We start from the raw sequence: 16,768 nt of genomic DNA on the forward strand, positions 1-16,768 counted from the left end.
CATCAAGAAGGCACTCTTCGAGCATCTCTTCGACCAGGGCATCCATCTCGTGCATGGCCTCAAGGCCAACATGAAGAATAAGCTCATGCCCATGTGGGACAAGATCATGCTCAGAAAAAGGTACATCATCGAGTGTATCAACGAATTGCTCAAGAACAAGGCCAACCTCGTGCATTCACGACACCGGTCCATACACAACTTTATGATGAACCTATGCTCGGCTCTCGCGGCCTACTGTTTCTTTGACAACAAGCCGGAGGCGCTGCCAGTGCATGTGGAGAAATCAAGACAATTAGAGCTATTTGCATGGTAATCTTATCCCGAACTCGCGTATAGTATAGGACTAAATGTAACATTTTAAATATAATAGGAGGATGAGACATGAAAAAATCAATATATAGATTATTATTCCTGCTGGTCGCCGCTGGCCTCTTTACTTCTTGCGACAATGTGCTTGACATGAATAGCACGAACACATTGTCTGATGTTGCAGTTTGGGCCAGTGAGTCTTCAGCCGATGCCTATGTTACTGCATCATACAAAACCTTCTCAGATGTAAGTCAGGTAGCTAACAGCCGGAATTGTTATTATGATTCCTTCTCTGACCTGATGAAGTCTACATCGTGGGATCAGTACAACCATGGTTACAACAAAGCACTCCTGCAAAGCAGCTCTTTTTCAACGGGAAATGCAGGTCCCTTCAACTGCTGGGAAGATTGTTACACCCGTATTCGCCGTACCAATGTACTGCTGGCCGATATCGATCGCTACGGCGGCAAGTTTGGCGAAGACTGGTGCAACATACGCCGTGCCGAAGCAAGGCTCTGCCGCGCTTGGTCTTACTACCGTCTTATTCGTGTTTACGGGGGTGTTGTGTTGCGTACTGACACCACTGGGGTGAACGGAGTGGATGATGGTCAATATTCAGAAGATACCGACCGTGCCCGTATGACGGAGGCTGAAAGCTGGGACTATGTGCTCGACGAGCTTTCTTGGGCAGCCCGCTATCTGCCAGAATCGTGGCCAACCTCACAAACGGGGAGAGCCACTAAACTCACGGCTTATGCCCTCATCTCCCGTATGGCACTCTATGCAGGCAAGTGGCAGATGGTCATTGGTGCCGCCAATAAGTGCCAGAACCTCGGCGCAAAACTAGTTCCAGACTATGCAAAGCTGTTCCAAGTGGATGGCGGACAGGATAACTCGCCTGAGATTTTGTTTGCAATTTACTATGAGAAAGGTAGTGTGGTACACAATTTCGACGCTTTCAACCGTCCCTACGGAGACGGTGTTGTCTACAATACCTCTGTCTATGGTGAGCATGTCCCCACTGCAGAACTGGCTGACCTTTATGAGTTCAAGGATGGTACAGACTTTTCTTGGAACACTTGGAGTAATTCCCACAGCGATCCGTATACCGATCGTGAGCCCCGTTTTAAGGCCACCATTCTCTACAATGGTGCCACTTGGGAGAGTCGGGAGATACAGTCGTATGTCGGCGGAATCGATAACTTTGTTCCTTTCACACAAAGTGGAGCTACTGGTGGACATACTTGTACGGGCTATTATCTACGCAAATATCTGCAGGAAGGAAACAAGGAATTTGTAAACGAACACAGCTGGCAATATGATATTGTCATTCGTTATGCAGAAGTGCTGCTTAATAAAGCCGAGGCTTATGCAAATCTGGACTATCAGCAATATCGTACAAAGGCACTGGATGCCCTCAACGAGGTGCGCAGTCGTGTAGGTTTATCTGCCCGTATAGTGACGGATGCGCCCGACAAAGATGCCTTCATGAAACTGCTGAGAAAGGAAAGATGCGTGGAACTGGCAGGTGAAGGACTCCGGTTCTGGGACCTCAAACGCTGGAAACTGGCATCCAATGTCATCAATGGGCAGAATGCCCACGGTGTAAGAATTACTCGTGATGACAACGGAACATATACTTATACTCGCGTGGAATGCGATGGCGGCACGCCTCGAATATTCCCCGAACGCTATTATTATCTGTCGATACCCACTTCGGAAACATCCAACAACAAGCTCTGTAAGGACAATCCATACTGGTAAAGACCGCCAACAAACACAATAAAGAAAGACAAAAAAATGCTTGACATGACTAAAATACTAAAAAATGGAATTTTTGTATTCACCCTCCTGGTCATAGCCTCCCTGCTGCAAGGATGTGCTGATGCAGACGATGAGTTCGTTCATTCCGCCAATACTATCTCACAGATGGCATGTAGCGTGTCGCATAGCGGCACGGGATACTTGGGTACTATCTACGAGTTTGACAAAGATGGCAACATATTGGGAACAGACTTCACCCAGGAACAGGCAGAAGGCGGTTACGGATTAATCATCTTTGAAATACCGAAATCGCAGCAAGACGACTTCGACCTAACCAATGTCTACTTGACGGCAACCCTTACCTATGATGAGTTCATCACGCCTTCCCTCTCGGGCAGGTTTGATATAACTGGTGATGGTATCATCATTGCCGTGAAGTCGGGTGTCAATACAGTTCGCTATTATCGCGTTAGAGGTGAATATCAATGATTAATGAAAAAACAAACATGAAAAGACTAACTGTATTATCAGGCATGTTTATCGGCTGTATGGCGCTCATTTGTTCGTGCAGTGACGATAAATCGGGTTCTGAAGGACTTCGCCATGATGCGGAGATACTTTATTCCTTCACTGTTCAAGGGCGCAGTGGAATTGTGTTCAATTCACGGATTGGGCAGGATACCATCATTCTGAAGGTCTCACCTTATTTGGATGCCGTTGCCGAGTTGGACTCCGTAAGCCCCAAGTTCTACCTCTCAAACGGGGCCACTGTGAGTCCCGATCCCTCCATTCCGCAAAATTTCGCTCAGGATGGTGGTGTCAAGTACACTGTTACCTCAGGTGACGGAAAGGTACAACATGTGTATACGGTAACCTATGGACCGTCCAACCAACTTCCTTACGGTTCTGGTTTCAGCTATGCTGAGGTTGGAGCAAAGAAAGACTTTACGGAGCTTGGTTACCCAGGAGAGGTCAATAACTTCGGATTGACAGAACTTGAGTATGGCGATTTGAATATGTATGTGGCCTATTGTGGGAACTATATAGTACTGCTGTCAAGGGCTTACATTGACTACGATTCGACTTTGCCCTACTGCATAAAGGTCGTTGACAAGGACAAACTGAACGATGCCGGCACGCTAAATACAGGTTCCATAGTGATGCAGAATATTCGTTGTATTACATCTGACTATAAGGGTACGCTCGTTGCTTTAGTCTCTCACGATAACACAACATCTTTCTATTACTGGAAAAAGCCGACCGATATGCCAACAGAAGTAGGTTCTATCAATGTAAATATGGCTCCAGCAAGCGATGCATCCAATAATTTCCAAGTGGCCGGCGATATCACTGGAAAGGCTTGGATAACCTCTCTGGCCCCGCGCGACAGCCATGGCACACACTATCGCATTGCCGTCAATGATGGGAAATTGGCTTCCAATTATACCACTGTCATCTCTGGATACTCCAGCAGCGATGTCAATGGGTGGCAGATGATATCACCGCTCGACGACTCCGATCAGCCAAGTTTTGTGGTCGGAGATGTGGAAGGTACTGCCAATGTAGCCAATAGTGTGCATGTGTATATCAATAATGCGGGTGGCGCAACCACCACAGTTATGCCAGGTTTATGGCAGAACCGTCTGCAAACTTGGTGGGTGGGTACTGGTTGTGCGCTCTTCCGTGGCGGTGCACATACACCAGTGGTGACTGCTCTGCCCATCAACGGTAAGACTTATGTGGCTCTCACTTCAGGAACTTCATGGTATCACACGGCTGCCGTGCTTGATACCGATCTGGAGACTCTGGCACACGAGAACCTCAATATAGCTGAAGTCGTAAACCGCGCATGGAGCTATGGCGAATGGCTCGACTGGTACTGGAGTTCCGAAGAGAATTGTGCCTACTTGGCCGTATGGTTTAGCCGTATAGGCCTGAGAACCTATAAGTTGACCTGTTATGAATGAATGATATGAATAAGAATATGAAGAAATACTTAGCATTGCTGGCCGCATTAATGTTCGTGGCTTGCGGATCCAGTAACAACGACATCTCCGATGTGCCCGTTCCAGACATCCCTCTAAATCCCCCGGCTACCCATGCCAAGACCGTAAAGCCTAAAGGCGTATGGATTGATGCCTCAGCCAACCTTGAACGGTTTGCCACGAAAGATAATATTGACATCTATCTGCAGCGTATCAAGGATACGGGTTTCAACCAGATTTACCTCGATGTAAAGCCGGGTATAGGCTATGCGCTCTATAATAGCGATGTCTTGCCCACCCTGAAGACATGGGGTTCTACTACCATAAATGGCGACTGGGACTATCTGGGCTACTGGATAGAAAAGGCCACGGCTATTGGCATTGATGTCATCCCTACAATTTCCACTCTCGGCTATGGAGATGCTAACAACAAGCAAGGTCTTGTCTACGACGATATGAAATGGGACGGAAAGACGCAAATGCGTATGGACGGCAATAATTCCGATAAACTTGTAGACATGCGAGACGAGAAGAATGTTGATGCCGTAATGCTCAATCCGTGCATTCCAGAAGTGCAGCAGCTCGTACTCTCGGTAGTGGGAGAAATTGTCACGAGGTATCCTAAGATCAAAGGCATCTGCCTCGATTACTGTCGTTGGTGGAGTGAAGACTTTGGATTCAGTCCTGCAACGATGGATGCCTTTTCCGCCTATATAGGCCAGAATGTGTCCAGCCGCAACCAAATCATCACTCAAAGTGGTAATCAGGGAGACCTGTATAAGCGATGGGTAGAGTTTCGGTCGCAGACAATCACCAATCTTGTAACCAATATTCGTGATTGCGTAAAGAATATCAATGACTCCGTAGGCGTCTATCTCTGGGCATCTGCCGATTGGGGAACGCGTTATCTGTATGGCCAGAACTGGGCCAGTAACACCTACGAGCCCACTGCCAACAACATCTATACAAGCTCTTATGGAATGACTGGGTTTGCCGAACAACTCGATGCTTTCATTCTTGGAGCTTACACGGAGTATGTATGGAAGTCGGAAAATCCCAATTCGGTGTGGACGGTGGAGAATTTTGTTACCACTTACAACAGCTGGATTAAGAACGCCTGCAAAACTTATGGCTCCATACAGGTGTACAATATGAATGTCAGCAAGATTTCGGATGCTATCTATTTATGCCTACAACACACCGATGGGCTGATGGTCTTTGAACTCTCTCATATCATCAACAACGGCATTTGGAGTCAAATCAAGGATGGCATAGACCGTGCCGAGAAATAAGATCTCAGCGAGGAACGCCGGCCTTTACCCCCTTCTTTCATCGTTTAGGCGGTGCTTCCTCCTTTCTATATATAGGTAAGTATTTAGTAAATGAACCATTGTAAGCATTTTCTTCATTATAGCAGGCATGTGTTGGTGCCTGTTCTATTTGTTTTAAGCACCTTTAGTCTTCATGCCCAAACCCGCTATGTGGATGCTTCGGCCTTTCCGTTGTTAGGAAAGTCCACTACTCATACGCTCTCCCGCTATGACCGTCTTATCGACTCGCTGCAAGGGAAGATACGGGAGCCGCTCTGGATTCTCGGTCGCAACACAGCCGGTTTAGCCATCCGGTTCCGTTCCAATTCATCGAAGATATGTCTCCGTTGGGTGGTAAGGTTCAACAACCATATGAGCCACATGACAGATACGGGCATCAAGGGGCTCGACCTCTATATGCTGTTGCCTGATGGCACATGGCGTTTTGCCCGGAGCGCACGCCCGGACGGCAAGTATAATGAAACAACCGTCATCGAAAACATGACTCCGCAGGATCGAGAATACCTGCTTTACCTGCCTCTCTACGATGGCATTGATTCTTTGCAGATAGGGGTTGACACACAAGCTAAGCTTCAGCTGCCACTTTTGGAAACTCCTGTCCGTACTAAACCCCTCGTGTTTTATGGGACAAGCATTCTGCAAGGAGGTTGTGCATCACGCCCGGGCATGGCGCATACCAACATTCTGGAACGCCGACTGAATCGCGAGTGCATCAATCTGGGATTTAGTGGCAACGGTCTGCTGGATATGGAGATTGCCCGTATGATGACCGAGGTGGATGCCAGCGTGTTCATACTCGACTTTGTTCCCAATGCCTCGGTGGAGCAGATGAAAGAAAGTTTGGTGCCGTTCTACCGGATTCTACGCAACAAACACCCTAAAACCCCCATCCTTTTCGTAGAGGATCCACACTATCCTCATGCTCTTTTTGACCAAAAGATTGCTCGTGAAGTGGCTGACAAGAACGCTATGTTGAATGCTATTTTCAATCAATTGAAGGCTCAGGGTGAGAAAAATATATATTTATTGCACTCTGTCAATATGATTGGCAACGATGGTGAGGCTACCGTTGATGGCATCCATTTCACAGACCTTGGCATGATGCGCTATGCTGACTTCTTGGAAAAAGAGTTGAAGAAACTCATACGATAAGACTTATTCTGTAGTCTCAACTTATAAAATCATAGGCGGCATCTTACAGCTTTGATTTCCTTTTAGCCAGCTCTTTTCCGAGAGGAATGGATAAGGAGGCTTGTCAGCGTGTATCGGTAGACTTTTGTCTGCCGATATTCGTATTTAGAAATTCATTAACCGCTTTGGGCTGATGGATGAGAGACCTCTTTGCTGTTGGGCTTTGTACAAGGTCTATGATGACTTGCATAGCATTGTAGCGTTCCGGATTTACAGACCCAAGAGACTTCTGAAGTTGTATTTTTAGTTTTTAAAGAGTCATTTTTTTCTTGCCCGCAATAAATTCGGGGATTGTTTTGCTGTCAGGAAATAATTTCGTAGTTTTGTCCCGAAGAAGAAAATCCGTCATGAAGGTAACCATTCTACAGACAGATGTCGTTTGGGGTGATTCCAAGGAAAATCAGCATCGTGCAGAGATGTTGATGGATAAGCATGCAGGTTCCGACCTCTATGTGCTCCCGGAAATGTTCTCGACGGGATTTGCCACAGAACCGGAAGGAGTGGCTGAGGCCGACGGCTGCTCGCTGAAGTGGATGCAGTCGCAGTCGGTGAGAAGAGGGTGCGCCGTCGCTGGAAGCATTGCCGTGAAGGAGGGCGACCGATTCTTTAATCGTTTTTATTTCGTCCTTCCTGACGGAACGGAATTCCATTATGACAAGCGGCATTTGTTTTCATACGGGGGTGAGGATGTCCACTTTACGCCTGGAAATGAACGGGTAGTCGTGGAATATCAGAATTTCCGAATTCTCCTTCAAGTCTGCTATGATCTCCGCTTCCCTGTATTCAGCCGCAATCATAAGGATTATGATTTGGCGATTTATGTGGCCAACTGGCCTTCTATCCGCTTAGAGGCATGGTCGACTTTGCTTCATGCCCGGGCTATCGAGAACCAATGCTATGTGATAGGCGTAAATCGGGTGGGGAAGGATCCGACCTGTGATTATGCCGGGGGATCAGAAATCATAGGACCTTATGGCAAGACGATGGCAGGATGTGAGCCTGGCAAAGTGGGTGTGGCTACGGCCGAATTAAAAATTCGGACACTTAGAGGCTTCCGGAAAATTTTCCCGGTCCTTGATGATGCGGATCCATGGCCAAGTATTCGTGATGAAAACTAATTATAAAAACTATTAGATATGAAGAAAATCTTGTTTATTGTGGGCTCTGCCCGCAAGCAATCATTTAATCGGCAGCTTGCCGACTATGTAAGTGGACTCTTGCAAGGCAAGGCAGAGGTTTGCTGGCTGGACTATGCAGATGTACCTTTTATCAATCAAGACATTGAGTTTCCTGCGCCGGAAGCCGTAACCCGGGTGAGGGAGGCTGTCAAGGCTGCCGATGCCCTGTGGGTGTTCACGCCGGAGTATAATGGCAGCTATCCTGGTGTTGTTAAGAATCTCTTCGACTGGCTTTCGCGTCCGCTGGTGGCTGGTGATTATGAGACGCCGACGGCCATCAGGGGGAAGCATGTCGCCCTGACAGGTACTGGTGGGGCAGGAATGACCTCTGGCTGCCGGAAAAAGTTGACCGAGCTGCTGACATTCATAGGCGCAGAGGTTGCGGAACCGTCGGTGGGTCTGCGTGTTGATATGGAAGCTTGGACTACCAATCAGCTGACTTTGGACGAAGAACAGAAAACCCAGCTTGCAGAGCAGGTCGATTCGTTCCTTGGAAAAGGGAAAATGATAGGATGAGATTCCGGAATATCATATACGCCATACTGCTAACAGCTTTGATGTCATCATGTAGTTTGGTGATATCAGGAAGTTATCCTTATGCACAGGCTTATGAGTGTAATGTACATGTCTCTACCCTTGTTAAATTATTGGCCGGTTTGAACGGCAAGAATCCAAGTTTAGAAGTTTGGATTACGAATCAATCGGACAGTCTTGAGGTGATAAATCCTGCTGACATATATTATTACTATTGCGACTTCAAAGTGCCAATAGAGAAAGACTCTGCTGTTATTATGTATTGTGTAATTAATAAAAACAACGAATATCCAGCGGTCATTCGATTTGATCGCACATCTCCATTAGATCGTAGCACATTTAAGAAAATAAATACAAAGGATTTCACTGGTGAAGAGAATGGAGCTATGAAAAGAATCTTTGAAAATAAGATATTACAGAGTTTAGACATAGACTGGGAGCGGTCAAATTGATTTTTAATAAAGAATATGCCAAGAACGATTTACTGGAGAGTTTTTATTAAGTCCACGGATATGGACAAAGCGAGGAGTATTTGTTCCTCGCTTATTTCGCAGATCGGAGGATTATGCCAGGTTGGCAGCTGTGATGTATATTGGAAAGACAAAAGCTTGATAGAGGTGGAAATCAGCCAAGAACTAAGCAGTCAGGACAAGCAGAGTTTCTTAATAGCCCTATTTAAGAATCTCTCTCACTTGTCCCGGACCTGGAACATTAATATGCCAGCCAATTTAACAGAGGAGAATTTCGAGCTGTCTGGCACTTCGGACGAAATCCTAAGGTCGGAAATTGCCTGGGTGGGCTTTGAGTTGGAACGATGACCGATCAACTTTGCATTCGTATAGACAATGAATAAAGTCATTGATTATATTTTTTATAGGATATACATAACCTATCAAAAGAAAGACAATCCTGCTATGTTTTGTAGCATATTATATGTTGCAAGCATATTGTTGTTTGTTTTTCTCCTGGTCTTTGGGTCGATTGCAGAGATGTTGCGGGATAGGCAAGGGAATATCAACGGCCTTGTTTTTGTGGCATATTTTGCCGTCATTCTCCTCTATGTAGCAATTCGATATCTCAAGAAAGGGAGGGTTTTGCATATATTGGAATGCTTTCAGCGCAATAAATATGATGAGCTAATGCCCACATGGCTGCTCTTCATGATATTGCCTGTAAGTATGGTAATTGGGATTGGAGGATTTGCGTTACTGTCGGTTTTCATAATTCAGCCCTATGGTTTGAAGGGCTTTTTGTGTAATATCCTTTGTTTGTAATGTGATGTGGTAGGATTTTCCTGCCGCCCAAGATAGCTATGAAACGACGGAAAATCAGAGAATCTGCCGCCCCTATTATTCCCGGGACCTGTTTTGCCCGATTGTTTTCTTTCTGCCGGGTCTTTTGGTAGAAAAGGAAATGCGGGGGAGATAGCCGATTCCCGTCTCCCCCGCATCTGTGGTTTTCAATTCTGCCGGCGGTTCCGTCCAGCACACTCTTATACGATTCCCTGTGCCATCATGGCCTTGGCCACCTTCATGAAGCCGGCCACATTGGCTCCTTTTACATAGTTGACATAGCCGTCGGGCTGCATGCCGTATTTCACGCAGTTCTCGTGGATGTTGTCCATGATGTAGTGAAGCTTGCCATCCACTTCCTCGCGACTCCAGTGCAGCCGTTCCGAGTTCTGGCTCATCTCCAGTCCTGACACTGCAACGCCGCCCGCGTTGGCCGCCTTTCCCGGCGCATAGAGTATCTTTGCATCCTGAAACACCTTGATGGCTTCGGGTGTTGAGGGCATGTTGGCTCCCTCTGAGACGGCGATGACACCGTTGGCAACGAGAGCCTTTGCGGCTTCCTCGTTAATCTCGTTCTGCGTGGCGGAGGGCAGGGCGATGTCGGCTTTCTCCGTCCAGGGCTTCGCTCCCTCTACATATTTCACTCCATATTCCTCGGCATACTCGCGGATACGGCCGCGTTCAATGTTCTTCAGCTCCATGATATAGTCCAGCTTGGCGCGGTCGATGCCGTCGGGGTCGTAGATGTAGCCGTCGGAGTCGGACATCGTAACCACTTTGGCTCCGAGCTCGATCAGCTTCTCCACCGTGTACTGTGCCACATTGCCCGCGCCGCTCACGAGCACCGTCTTGCCCTTGATGTCGATGTTGCGGGTCTTGAGCATGTTGCAGAGGAAGTAGACATTGCCGTATCCCGTGGCTTCCGGACGGATGAGGGAGCCTCCGAACTCCTGTCCCTTGCCCGTGAGGATGCCGCTGAACTGGTGGGTGAGCTTCTTATACATGCCGAACATATAGCCGATTTCGCGGCCTCCTACACCGATGTCGCCGGCTGGCACATCCTCGTCAGGACCGATATGGCGGTAAAGCTCGTTCATGAAGGCCTGACAGAAGCGCATCACCTCGGCGTTACTCTTGCCTCGGGGAGAAAAGTCGGAGCCTCCCTTTGCACCTCCCATGGGGAGCGTGGTCAGCGAGTTCTTAAAGGTCTGTTCAAAGGCAAGGAACTTCAGAATCGACGGATTGACGGAGGCATGGAACCGGATGCCGCCCTTGTAGGGGCCTATGGCATTGTTATGCTGTATGCGGTAGCCCATGTTGGTCTGCACGCGCCCCTTGTCGTCGACCCAGGAAACGCGAAACTGGATGACTCTGTCGGGGATGCAGAGCCGCTCAACGAGGTTGGCGCTCTCGAATTCAGGATGCTTGTTATACTCCTCTTCGATGGTACCTAATACCTGGCTTACCGCCTGGATGTACTCTGGCTCGTTGGGAAACCTAAACTTCAAATTCTCTACAACTTCTTTTGCGTTCATAACACTAATCTTATTTAATCGTTGACTTGTCGTCTGGAATTTTCTCTCTTGCGCTTGCAAAGGTAAATAATTTCATCCAAACGGGCAACAAAATGTTAGCAAAATTTTTATTTTTTGTTTCAAAAAGAAAAGTAGAGGCCTGTTTTTGCTCCATTTGTTGACAATTTAACGAGTAAAACTTTCTTTTTGTGATTCCGCTTGTTTCCGGTGATACCATGGCATGAAAACCATTGTGAGGTGAGCCTCCTGCCGTGCCGAACATCAAGGACAGCCTTCTGCCACACTACAGAATTTGCACTTCTATCTTGAACTTAGGAAATAATATTGCTTTTGAGAAAAAATATAATTGTTCTGTAATTGTGATAAATAGAAATAAAAAATGCCCCTATCTATTCCTCGCTAAACCCATGATATATACCCGTATCAGTCGTCTGTCTCTTATCATACGATAGGATAATTCCATGATGACCGCATGGACCTGGATGGTCATTGCCCCTTTTCAGTTTTATGCTCATCGCTTATTGACTACTTCTCTGGTTCTTTTGGGTATTCTTTATTCACTATTCGTTTGATAATGTAATTGCGAATTTCTATTGGAATTCCAATAATGAATATACATGGCAGGAAAACTGGAAAGAAGAGTTTGCCGATGATGTTCCAAGTATTCCTCATAAAACCTCTATCCAGTTGCCAAAGTGGTTCCATATCAATAATAGCTTCTCCAAAGATGATTGCCCAAAGAACTATCAACAATAAAATACTGCCAACAACATAAATGTTCTTTGCACCGCGATTAAACACCTCTATTCGCTTGTCGCGTGGTACTCGCTCCAATATCTTTACCTGCTTGGTAATCTGATCAATTCTATCTTCTTTTTCCATAAATTTCTAAAAAAGTAATCAGTTTAAAAGCTCTCAAAGTGCAAACCGTCAGTTAAGTTTGGGTCTGCTCCTTTGTATATATCACGGATAAGCTCTATGCACTCCCTATATCCAACATACTTATGTAGAGCACCGTCTTTCTCCATCTGCGGAATCTCCATCAACCAAAAGCCCGCGGTTTCCCATGCAAACTGCACAAACTTGTCTCCGTCATAATAGATGCCTATAAAAGTTCCGTCCTTTTCAGACAACTCTTTGTAGAGCTTGATAGCTTCTCCCTCGGTCATCATTCTCTCGATGTCTTTATCTGATGCCACATCGTAGGCAAACACTTTTTTCATCATAGCCAATGTACTAAATCGTATGGATAATAGGGTATGCCCTTAAGCGAACCGTCATCAATCTTTAGGAGCTTCACGATGGCTCCCGTCTCAAAACTCCAGTAGCCTGTGTGATAATCGTCCATGTGAGATTCTTCCCATCCCATACGCTTGTAATCTTTAAACCATTGTTTTATAAGGTATTTGTTAAAATCTACAGCAGCTAAGTCTGCCCCTTTTTCTTTCAACAATTTAACCAGAGACTTGAATTGGTTTCCCGCAATCGTCTCTTGGTATACCTCTCGGCCATCTTTAAAAGACAGAAGATAGTCCAACAGAAAGTCGGGGGTGGGGACTCTATCACGAATCTTTATCACTTTTTGGAATATTCCGTCATCGACCTCTAACAGAATGCCCAAGCAAATATAGGACAAGATGAGCCAGTAATGCCAAGAATTATAAAAAGGCTTACATGGCTTGCCAAAGGTAAAGTCGCTGTCTTCCATAGAAGCCCACAGCGTTTCGAAAACTGTCAAACCTTCTGTATAATCTTCTAAAAGATTATTTATAGGCCCCCCCAGTGAATATTTGGCTTTAATTAAGTCCAAATACTCTTCAACCATTTTCAACCGTGTTCTTTTTATGATATAAAGATTGGGATTCTTATGCCGTTGGATGCCAATAGCTTCATCCTCTAAAAGGGAGGATATCTTGGCCAAATCTTTTTGTATGAATTCCTCATCCAAGGAAATATTTTTCCTCAGACCTTCCGCAGAATTAAGACTTTCTCTTTGTTCCATTTGATAGACCACCTTGTTGCTTTAAACAATAACCCATTTACTATTTATATCATTTCGTGCAGCTTCCTGACCTTTGCATAGTTCTATAGATACTTTGTTGTAATAATGGCTTTATTGGGATTCTCATCTATTAATTTCATATGTTTTGATTCGTTTTATTTTTTCTTTCTTTTGCTCCCGTAACTTTTTAATCTGATAAATCTATAATCTTCCCAGCAACTTGTCCTATAATATCTATATAGGTCTTGGCATCTACCACTTGCAGGTTTTTATTGGATGCCTTGCCTCCTAAAGCCAAGGCTGGTACATAACCATAACATTGACTATATTGTAAAGCGGGTATCTTTCCCTTTATATCTAATATAGTGATTTTTATTCCTTTCTGCAAATGTTAATTGAGCCATAATATTATCGTTTTATTTAAACAATTCTACTTCATTACTCATCTTCTGAGTCCGTTTAGCCTTCTTGTTGTCTATATGCATCATGCTTACTAATATTTAACTGCCCTGAAGTATATAGTAATAAGGTGTATTAGGATAATTGGCATCATCTCTTTCAAACAGCTGCAATCCTTCGAAGAATACATTATCATCATTCACTAACTTGTTACGAATTTGATTGTGAATTTTGTAAAGTAATTCTGCCGTTGTAAAATGCTTGCCATTATCCGCCTGCAAAAGCAGTTGTTCTTCCCTTGAGTCATCCAAGCCGTTGTCCCAGTGTTCATACTGCACCAAAATACGATTACCGATTAGCTTCAAGTCGCTCGACCATAAATCTGAAAAAGAATCTTCAGAAACATCTTCATTGTATTCTTTTAATTCTTTTGTAAATGCCGCCAAAGATGGGAATTTCTCCTGCCTGAAAGTCCAAGCCACTCCGCACAGTAATTCTTTGGGATATCCTGTGCGTTTGTCTATTTCCATTTTCTTTGGTAGCATGGTCTTGGCAGGAAGCCCTTCTCTATAAAAACGCCCCAAGTCTTTTCCATGTTTCAGAGCCAAATCATAATACGACATTTTAGGATCTTCCCCTATCATTGCGTAGATAGTCTTTCGCAGATCTGGTAAAAGACGGAGGTCATGATAATAAATTTTTTCCTCATTTGTTTTATATCCCTGTAATAGTAAAGCTTTTGAAAAATCAAGACTACCAGTCTTCGAGCCTGTAATATGGTACTCATCGCCATATTGCTCGCGTGTTAATCCTGTAAGGAGGCTCAGCTCGCCTCTTTCCAAATAGATGTCATAATTACTGGCTATAAGGTATTCGGGAAACTCTAATGTGTGGTAATCAATATCCTCATGGTCGTAGTAAACCCAATCCATGCCGTCTTTGTTTCGACGATTGAACTCACTTTTATAGATAAAACTACCGGGAATGACGAACTCTCGCCCATGCAATTCCGGAGTGTCAGGTATGTCCTTATACACCGCCACCAAATAGCAATCTGAAAAGAAACCGATAGAAGACCAAGCCCCCTCAATATGTTTCGTCAGTCTATTGGATATGTCCACAAGAATCTTTCCGAAGAAGTATTTCTTGTAATAGTCATTGTATACATAAAAAATGTCTCCTTCTTCTATTTTCGTCTTAGCACGGGTTATGCCCTTGTTCAATTTGCCGGTCATAATTTTTAGGTTACTTCATTGCGTTTGTATTCCAATTCTCCAACTACGAATGCAGCGAGTAAGTGCAAATTTACAACAGATAATTGAAAAACTCTTCAAATAGAGTTGAAAAGTTGAGTTTTTTCTTGGTCTTGTGTTGATTTTCGTTGTAATTCCATGCGCGCTTTCCCACGGGCTCGTCCTGAAGGCTTTGCGCCTCCTGCCGCTGGAAATTTATGCCTTTTCTACAAGAATTATTGCCGTTTCATGCTTTGTCTTATTAAAAATAGTGTTATCTTTGCCGTTGTCCGGCGGAACATCGCCTGCGATACGGGCTGCGGCATGCCGTGAGACTCCGAGGGGGCGGCGCGGCAGAAGAGAGTCTGCCACGGACGGAAGGAGTTGGAATGTAAACCATAAAATAGGAAGATAGAATGAAGAAGATTGTGTTATTGCTATTCCTGTCGGCCTTCGTGCTTACAGGTTCTGCCCAGGAAGCCTACAAGCTGCTGACCGATATTCCGTATACGGAGAAGGGCGAGGCCAACGCCTATCGCAGGGAACGCTGCAAACTGGATGTCTATTACCCGCAGGGAAAGCCGAACTTCAAGACGCTCGTGTGGTTTCACGGGGGCGGACTGGAGGGCGGAAGCAAGGAGCTCCGCGACGAATTCCTGCGTAAGGGCTTTGCCGTGGTCGCCCCCAACTATCGCCTCTATCCCAAGTGCAAGAACCCGGAGTATACCGAAGACGCGGCGTTGGCGGTAGCCTGGGTGTGCAGGCATATAGCCGAGTATGGCGGCGACCCCTCGCAAGTCTATGTCGGCGGGCATTCCGCGGGTGGCTACCTGGCCTTGATGCTCTGTCTCGACAAGTCCTATCTTGCCGCTTACGGGATAGATGCCGACCGCGTGAAGGGCTATTTTCCCGTGAGCGGCCAGTGTGCCACGCACTATACCATCCGCAAGGAGCGCAAGATTTCGTTTGCCCTCCCGATCGTGGACGACTATGCCCCCCTGAACCATGCGCGGAAGCTGGGCACGAAGCTCATTCTCTATACCGGCGACCGCCGTCTCGAGCAGATGTCGCGCTATGAGGAGAACCTCTATCTGAAGTCGGTTCTCGAGGGTGTGGGCAATGGGCATATTCCCCTTTATGAGTTTCCAGGCTTCGACCACGGCACGGTGTTGCTGCCGGCCTGCCAGCTGATTTCGCAGGAAATCAACAAGGAATGAGGCTTGCCGGCTCCTTTGGGTTTTCAGGCTGGTTGCCTCCGGAATAGTAAAAGGCCGCTGCCTTGCTGACAAAATCGGCGAAATCATGGGACAAAATCGCCGATTTTGTCGTTCAATCTCGGCGATTTTGTCCCATTAGGTGTGGCATATAGCAGCTCTATACGATGCCTCTAGCAAGGCTATATAATGTGTGTGGAAAAAAGAGATATGGCAGTGGCTTTGCCATATCGCCTCACCTAGGGTGAAAGGAGGCTATAGAATGCGTATGGAAAGAGGTCGTTCATTGGATGAATTTCTATTAAACAAATGTTAATATTGCAAAATATTCACAAACTTTGTTGATGTTTTAAGGAATATTTACGATTAAATTCTTAACTTTGGCAAAGGACAATAATTACTAATTGCCATGACCTTTGAACTTTAATTGCCAATGAAAAAAGAACTATTTTGGCACAGTTGCAAATATCCGTGGCATAATTTTGTAGTATAGGCCGATATTTTCTTGTTTGATGCTTAAAAGTTCATGAGATGCATTAACTTTGCACCCATGAGTAAGCAAACAGCATTTGATTACAAGATTCTGGCCAGTTACCTTCTTCCCAAAGGTATACTTGAGTTCTTTGACGTGACAGACGTTCGTGAAGACCACACAGGCATTATTGAAGAGACTAGTGATGAGCGTGTCCTTCTCCATATCTATCTTGACGAGAATGACGCTCGTGAAGAAGAGTGGCATGACCTTAAGCCTAATGGTTTCACAGAAAGCCGTCAGGTTAATGACTTTCCTATCCGTGATCAC

The 16,768-nt window shown here is 45.6% G+C and carries 16 protein-coding genes and 2 pseudogenes; 11 read left to right on the forward strand and 7 right to left on the reverse strand.

All coding sequences use genetic code 11. The annotated features are described in order from the left end of the window. The 9 genes from BM114_RS13185 to BM114_RS13225 form a co-directional block, all read left to right on the forward strand. On the forward strand, positions 1–313 hold a 313-nt coding region (locus tag BM114_RS13185), incomplete at its 5' end, for a transposase (protein WP_218151495.1). 68 nt (positions 314–381) lie between these two features. Beyond that, the gene (locus tag BM114_RS13190; RefSeq protein ID WP_092114119.1) at positions 382–2,073 is read left to right on the forward strand and encodes a RagB/SusD family nutrient uptake outer membrane protein; all 1,692 of its coding nucleotides are present in this window, start codon (positions 382–384) and stop codon (positions 2,071–2,073) included. 45 nt (positions 2,074–2,118) lie between these two features. Continuing rightward, entirely contained in the window at positions 2,119–2,562 is a 444-nt protein-coding gene (locus BM114_RS13195) for a hypothetical protein (RefSeq protein ID WP_092114121.1), read from the forward strand. A gap of 17 nt (positions 2,563–2,579) precedes the next feature. Next, entirely contained in the window at positions 2,580–4,040 is a 1,461-nt protein-coding gene (locus BM114_RS13200) for a DUF5018 domain-containing protein (protein WP_092114147.1), read from the forward strand. A 17-nt stretch (positions 4,041–4,057) separates the two neighbouring features. After that, positions 4,058–5,350 carry a family 10 glycosylhydrolase gene (locus tag BM114_RS13205; protein WP_092114149.1) on the forward strand — a complete coding sequence of 431 codons (1,293 nt, stop codon included), beginning with the start codon at positions 4,058–4,060 and terminating at the stop codon, positions 5,348–5,350. 90 nt (positions 5,351–5,440) lie between these two features. Then, a complete protein-coding gene (locus BM114_RS13210; RefSeq protein ID WP_092114123.1) occupies positions 5,441–6,541 on the forward strand; it encodes an SGNH/GDSL hydrolase family protein in 1,101 nt (366 codons plus the stop codon). 386 nt (positions 6,542–6,927) lie between these two features. Next, positions 6,928–7,698 (forward strand): amidohydrolase, encoded by a 771-nt coding sequence (locus tag BM114_RS13215; RefSeq protein ID WP_092114125.1) that lies wholly within the window; start codon positions 6,928–6,930, stop codon positions 7,696–7,698. An 18-nt stretch (positions 7,699–7,716) separates the two neighbouring features. Then, positions 7,717–8,274: an NADPH-dependent FMN reductase gene (locus BM114_RS13220; protein WP_092114127.1), complete on the forward strand. Its 558-nt coding sequence runs from the start codon at positions 7,717–7,719 to the stop codon at positions 8,272–8,274. A gap of 140 nt (positions 8,275–8,414) precedes the next feature. Then, the gene (locus BM114_RS13225; RefSeq protein ID WP_177207124.1) at positions 8,415–8,744 is read left to right on the forward strand and encodes a hypothetical protein; all 330 of its coding nucleotides are present in this window, start codon (positions 8,415–8,417) and stop codon (positions 8,742–8,744) included. 1,040 nt (positions 8,745–9,784) lie between these two features. Here the strand turns inward: BM114_RS13225 and BM114_RS13240 are convergent. From BM114_RS13240 to BM114_RS13265, 7 genes and pseudogenes are all read right to left on the reverse strand, one after another. After that, entirely contained in the window at positions 9,785–11,119 is a 1,335-nt protein-coding gene (locus tag BM114_RS13240) for an NADP-specific glutamate dehydrogenase (RefSeq protein WP_092114135.1), read from the reverse strand. Positions 11,120–11,129: 10 nt separating this feature from the next. After that, complete coding sequence (locus tag BM114_RS14485) at positions 11,130–11,273, reverse strand: hypothetical protein (protein ID WP_177207125.1); 144 nt, start codon at positions 11,271–11,273, stop codon at positions 11,130–11,132. 371 nt (positions 11,274–11,644) lie between these two features. Next, positions 11,645–12,001, reverse strand: coding sequence for a hypothetical protein (locus tag BM114_RS13245; RefSeq protein ID WP_092114137.1), 357 nt, complete (start codon positions 11,999–12,001; stop codon positions 11,645–11,647). Positions 12,002–12,024: 23 nt separating this feature from the next. Continuing rightward, positions 12,025–12,345: a hypothetical protein gene (locus BM114_RS13250; RefSeq protein ID WP_092114139.1), complete on the reverse strand. Its 321-nt coding sequence runs from the start codon at positions 12,343–12,345 to the stop codon at positions 12,025–12,027. Then, positions 12,342–13,121, reverse strand: coding sequence for a PoNe immunity protein domain-containing protein (locus tag BM114_RS13255; protein ID WP_092114141.1), 780 nt, complete (start codon positions 13,119–13,121; stop codon positions 12,342–12,344). The genes BM114_RS13250 and BM114_RS13255 overlap by 4 nt, the downstream gene beginning before the upstream one ends. Before the next feature lie 187 nt (positions 13,122–13,308). Then, a pseudogene (locus BM114_RS13260) lies at positions 13,309–13,482 on the reverse strand (T6SS immunity protein Tdi1 domain-containing protein); the annotation flags it as partial. A 139-nt stretch (positions 13,483–13,621) separates the two neighbouring features. Continuing rightward, positions 13,622–14,755 carry a sugar transporter gene (locus tag BM114_RS13265; RefSeq protein ID WP_092114143.1) on the reverse strand — a complete coding sequence of 378 codons (1,134 nt, stop codon included), beginning with the start codon at positions 14,753–14,755 and terminating at the stop codon, positions 13,622–13,624. A 413-nt stretch (positions 14,756–15,168) separates the two neighbouring features. On the opposite strand from BM114_RS13265, the gene BM114_RS13270 reads away from it, so the two are divergent. Both BM114_RS13270 and BM114_RS13275 read left to right on the forward strand, forming a co-directional pair. Continuing rightward, a complete protein-coding gene (locus BM114_RS13270; RefSeq protein WP_092114145.1) occupies positions 15,169–15,969 on the forward strand; it encodes an alpha/beta fold hydrolase in 801 nt (266 codons plus the stop codon). Positions 15,970–16,516: 547 nt separating this feature from the next. Continuing rightward, a pseudogene (locus BM114_RS13275) lies at positions 16,517–16,768 on the forward strand (DDE transposase); the annotation flags it as partial.

Source organism: Prevotella sp. KH2C16, from assembly GCF_900113305.1.
In the GTDB taxonomy this organism is placed as follows: Bacteria; Bacteroidota; Bacteroidia; order Bacteroidales; family Bacteroidaceae; genus Prevotella.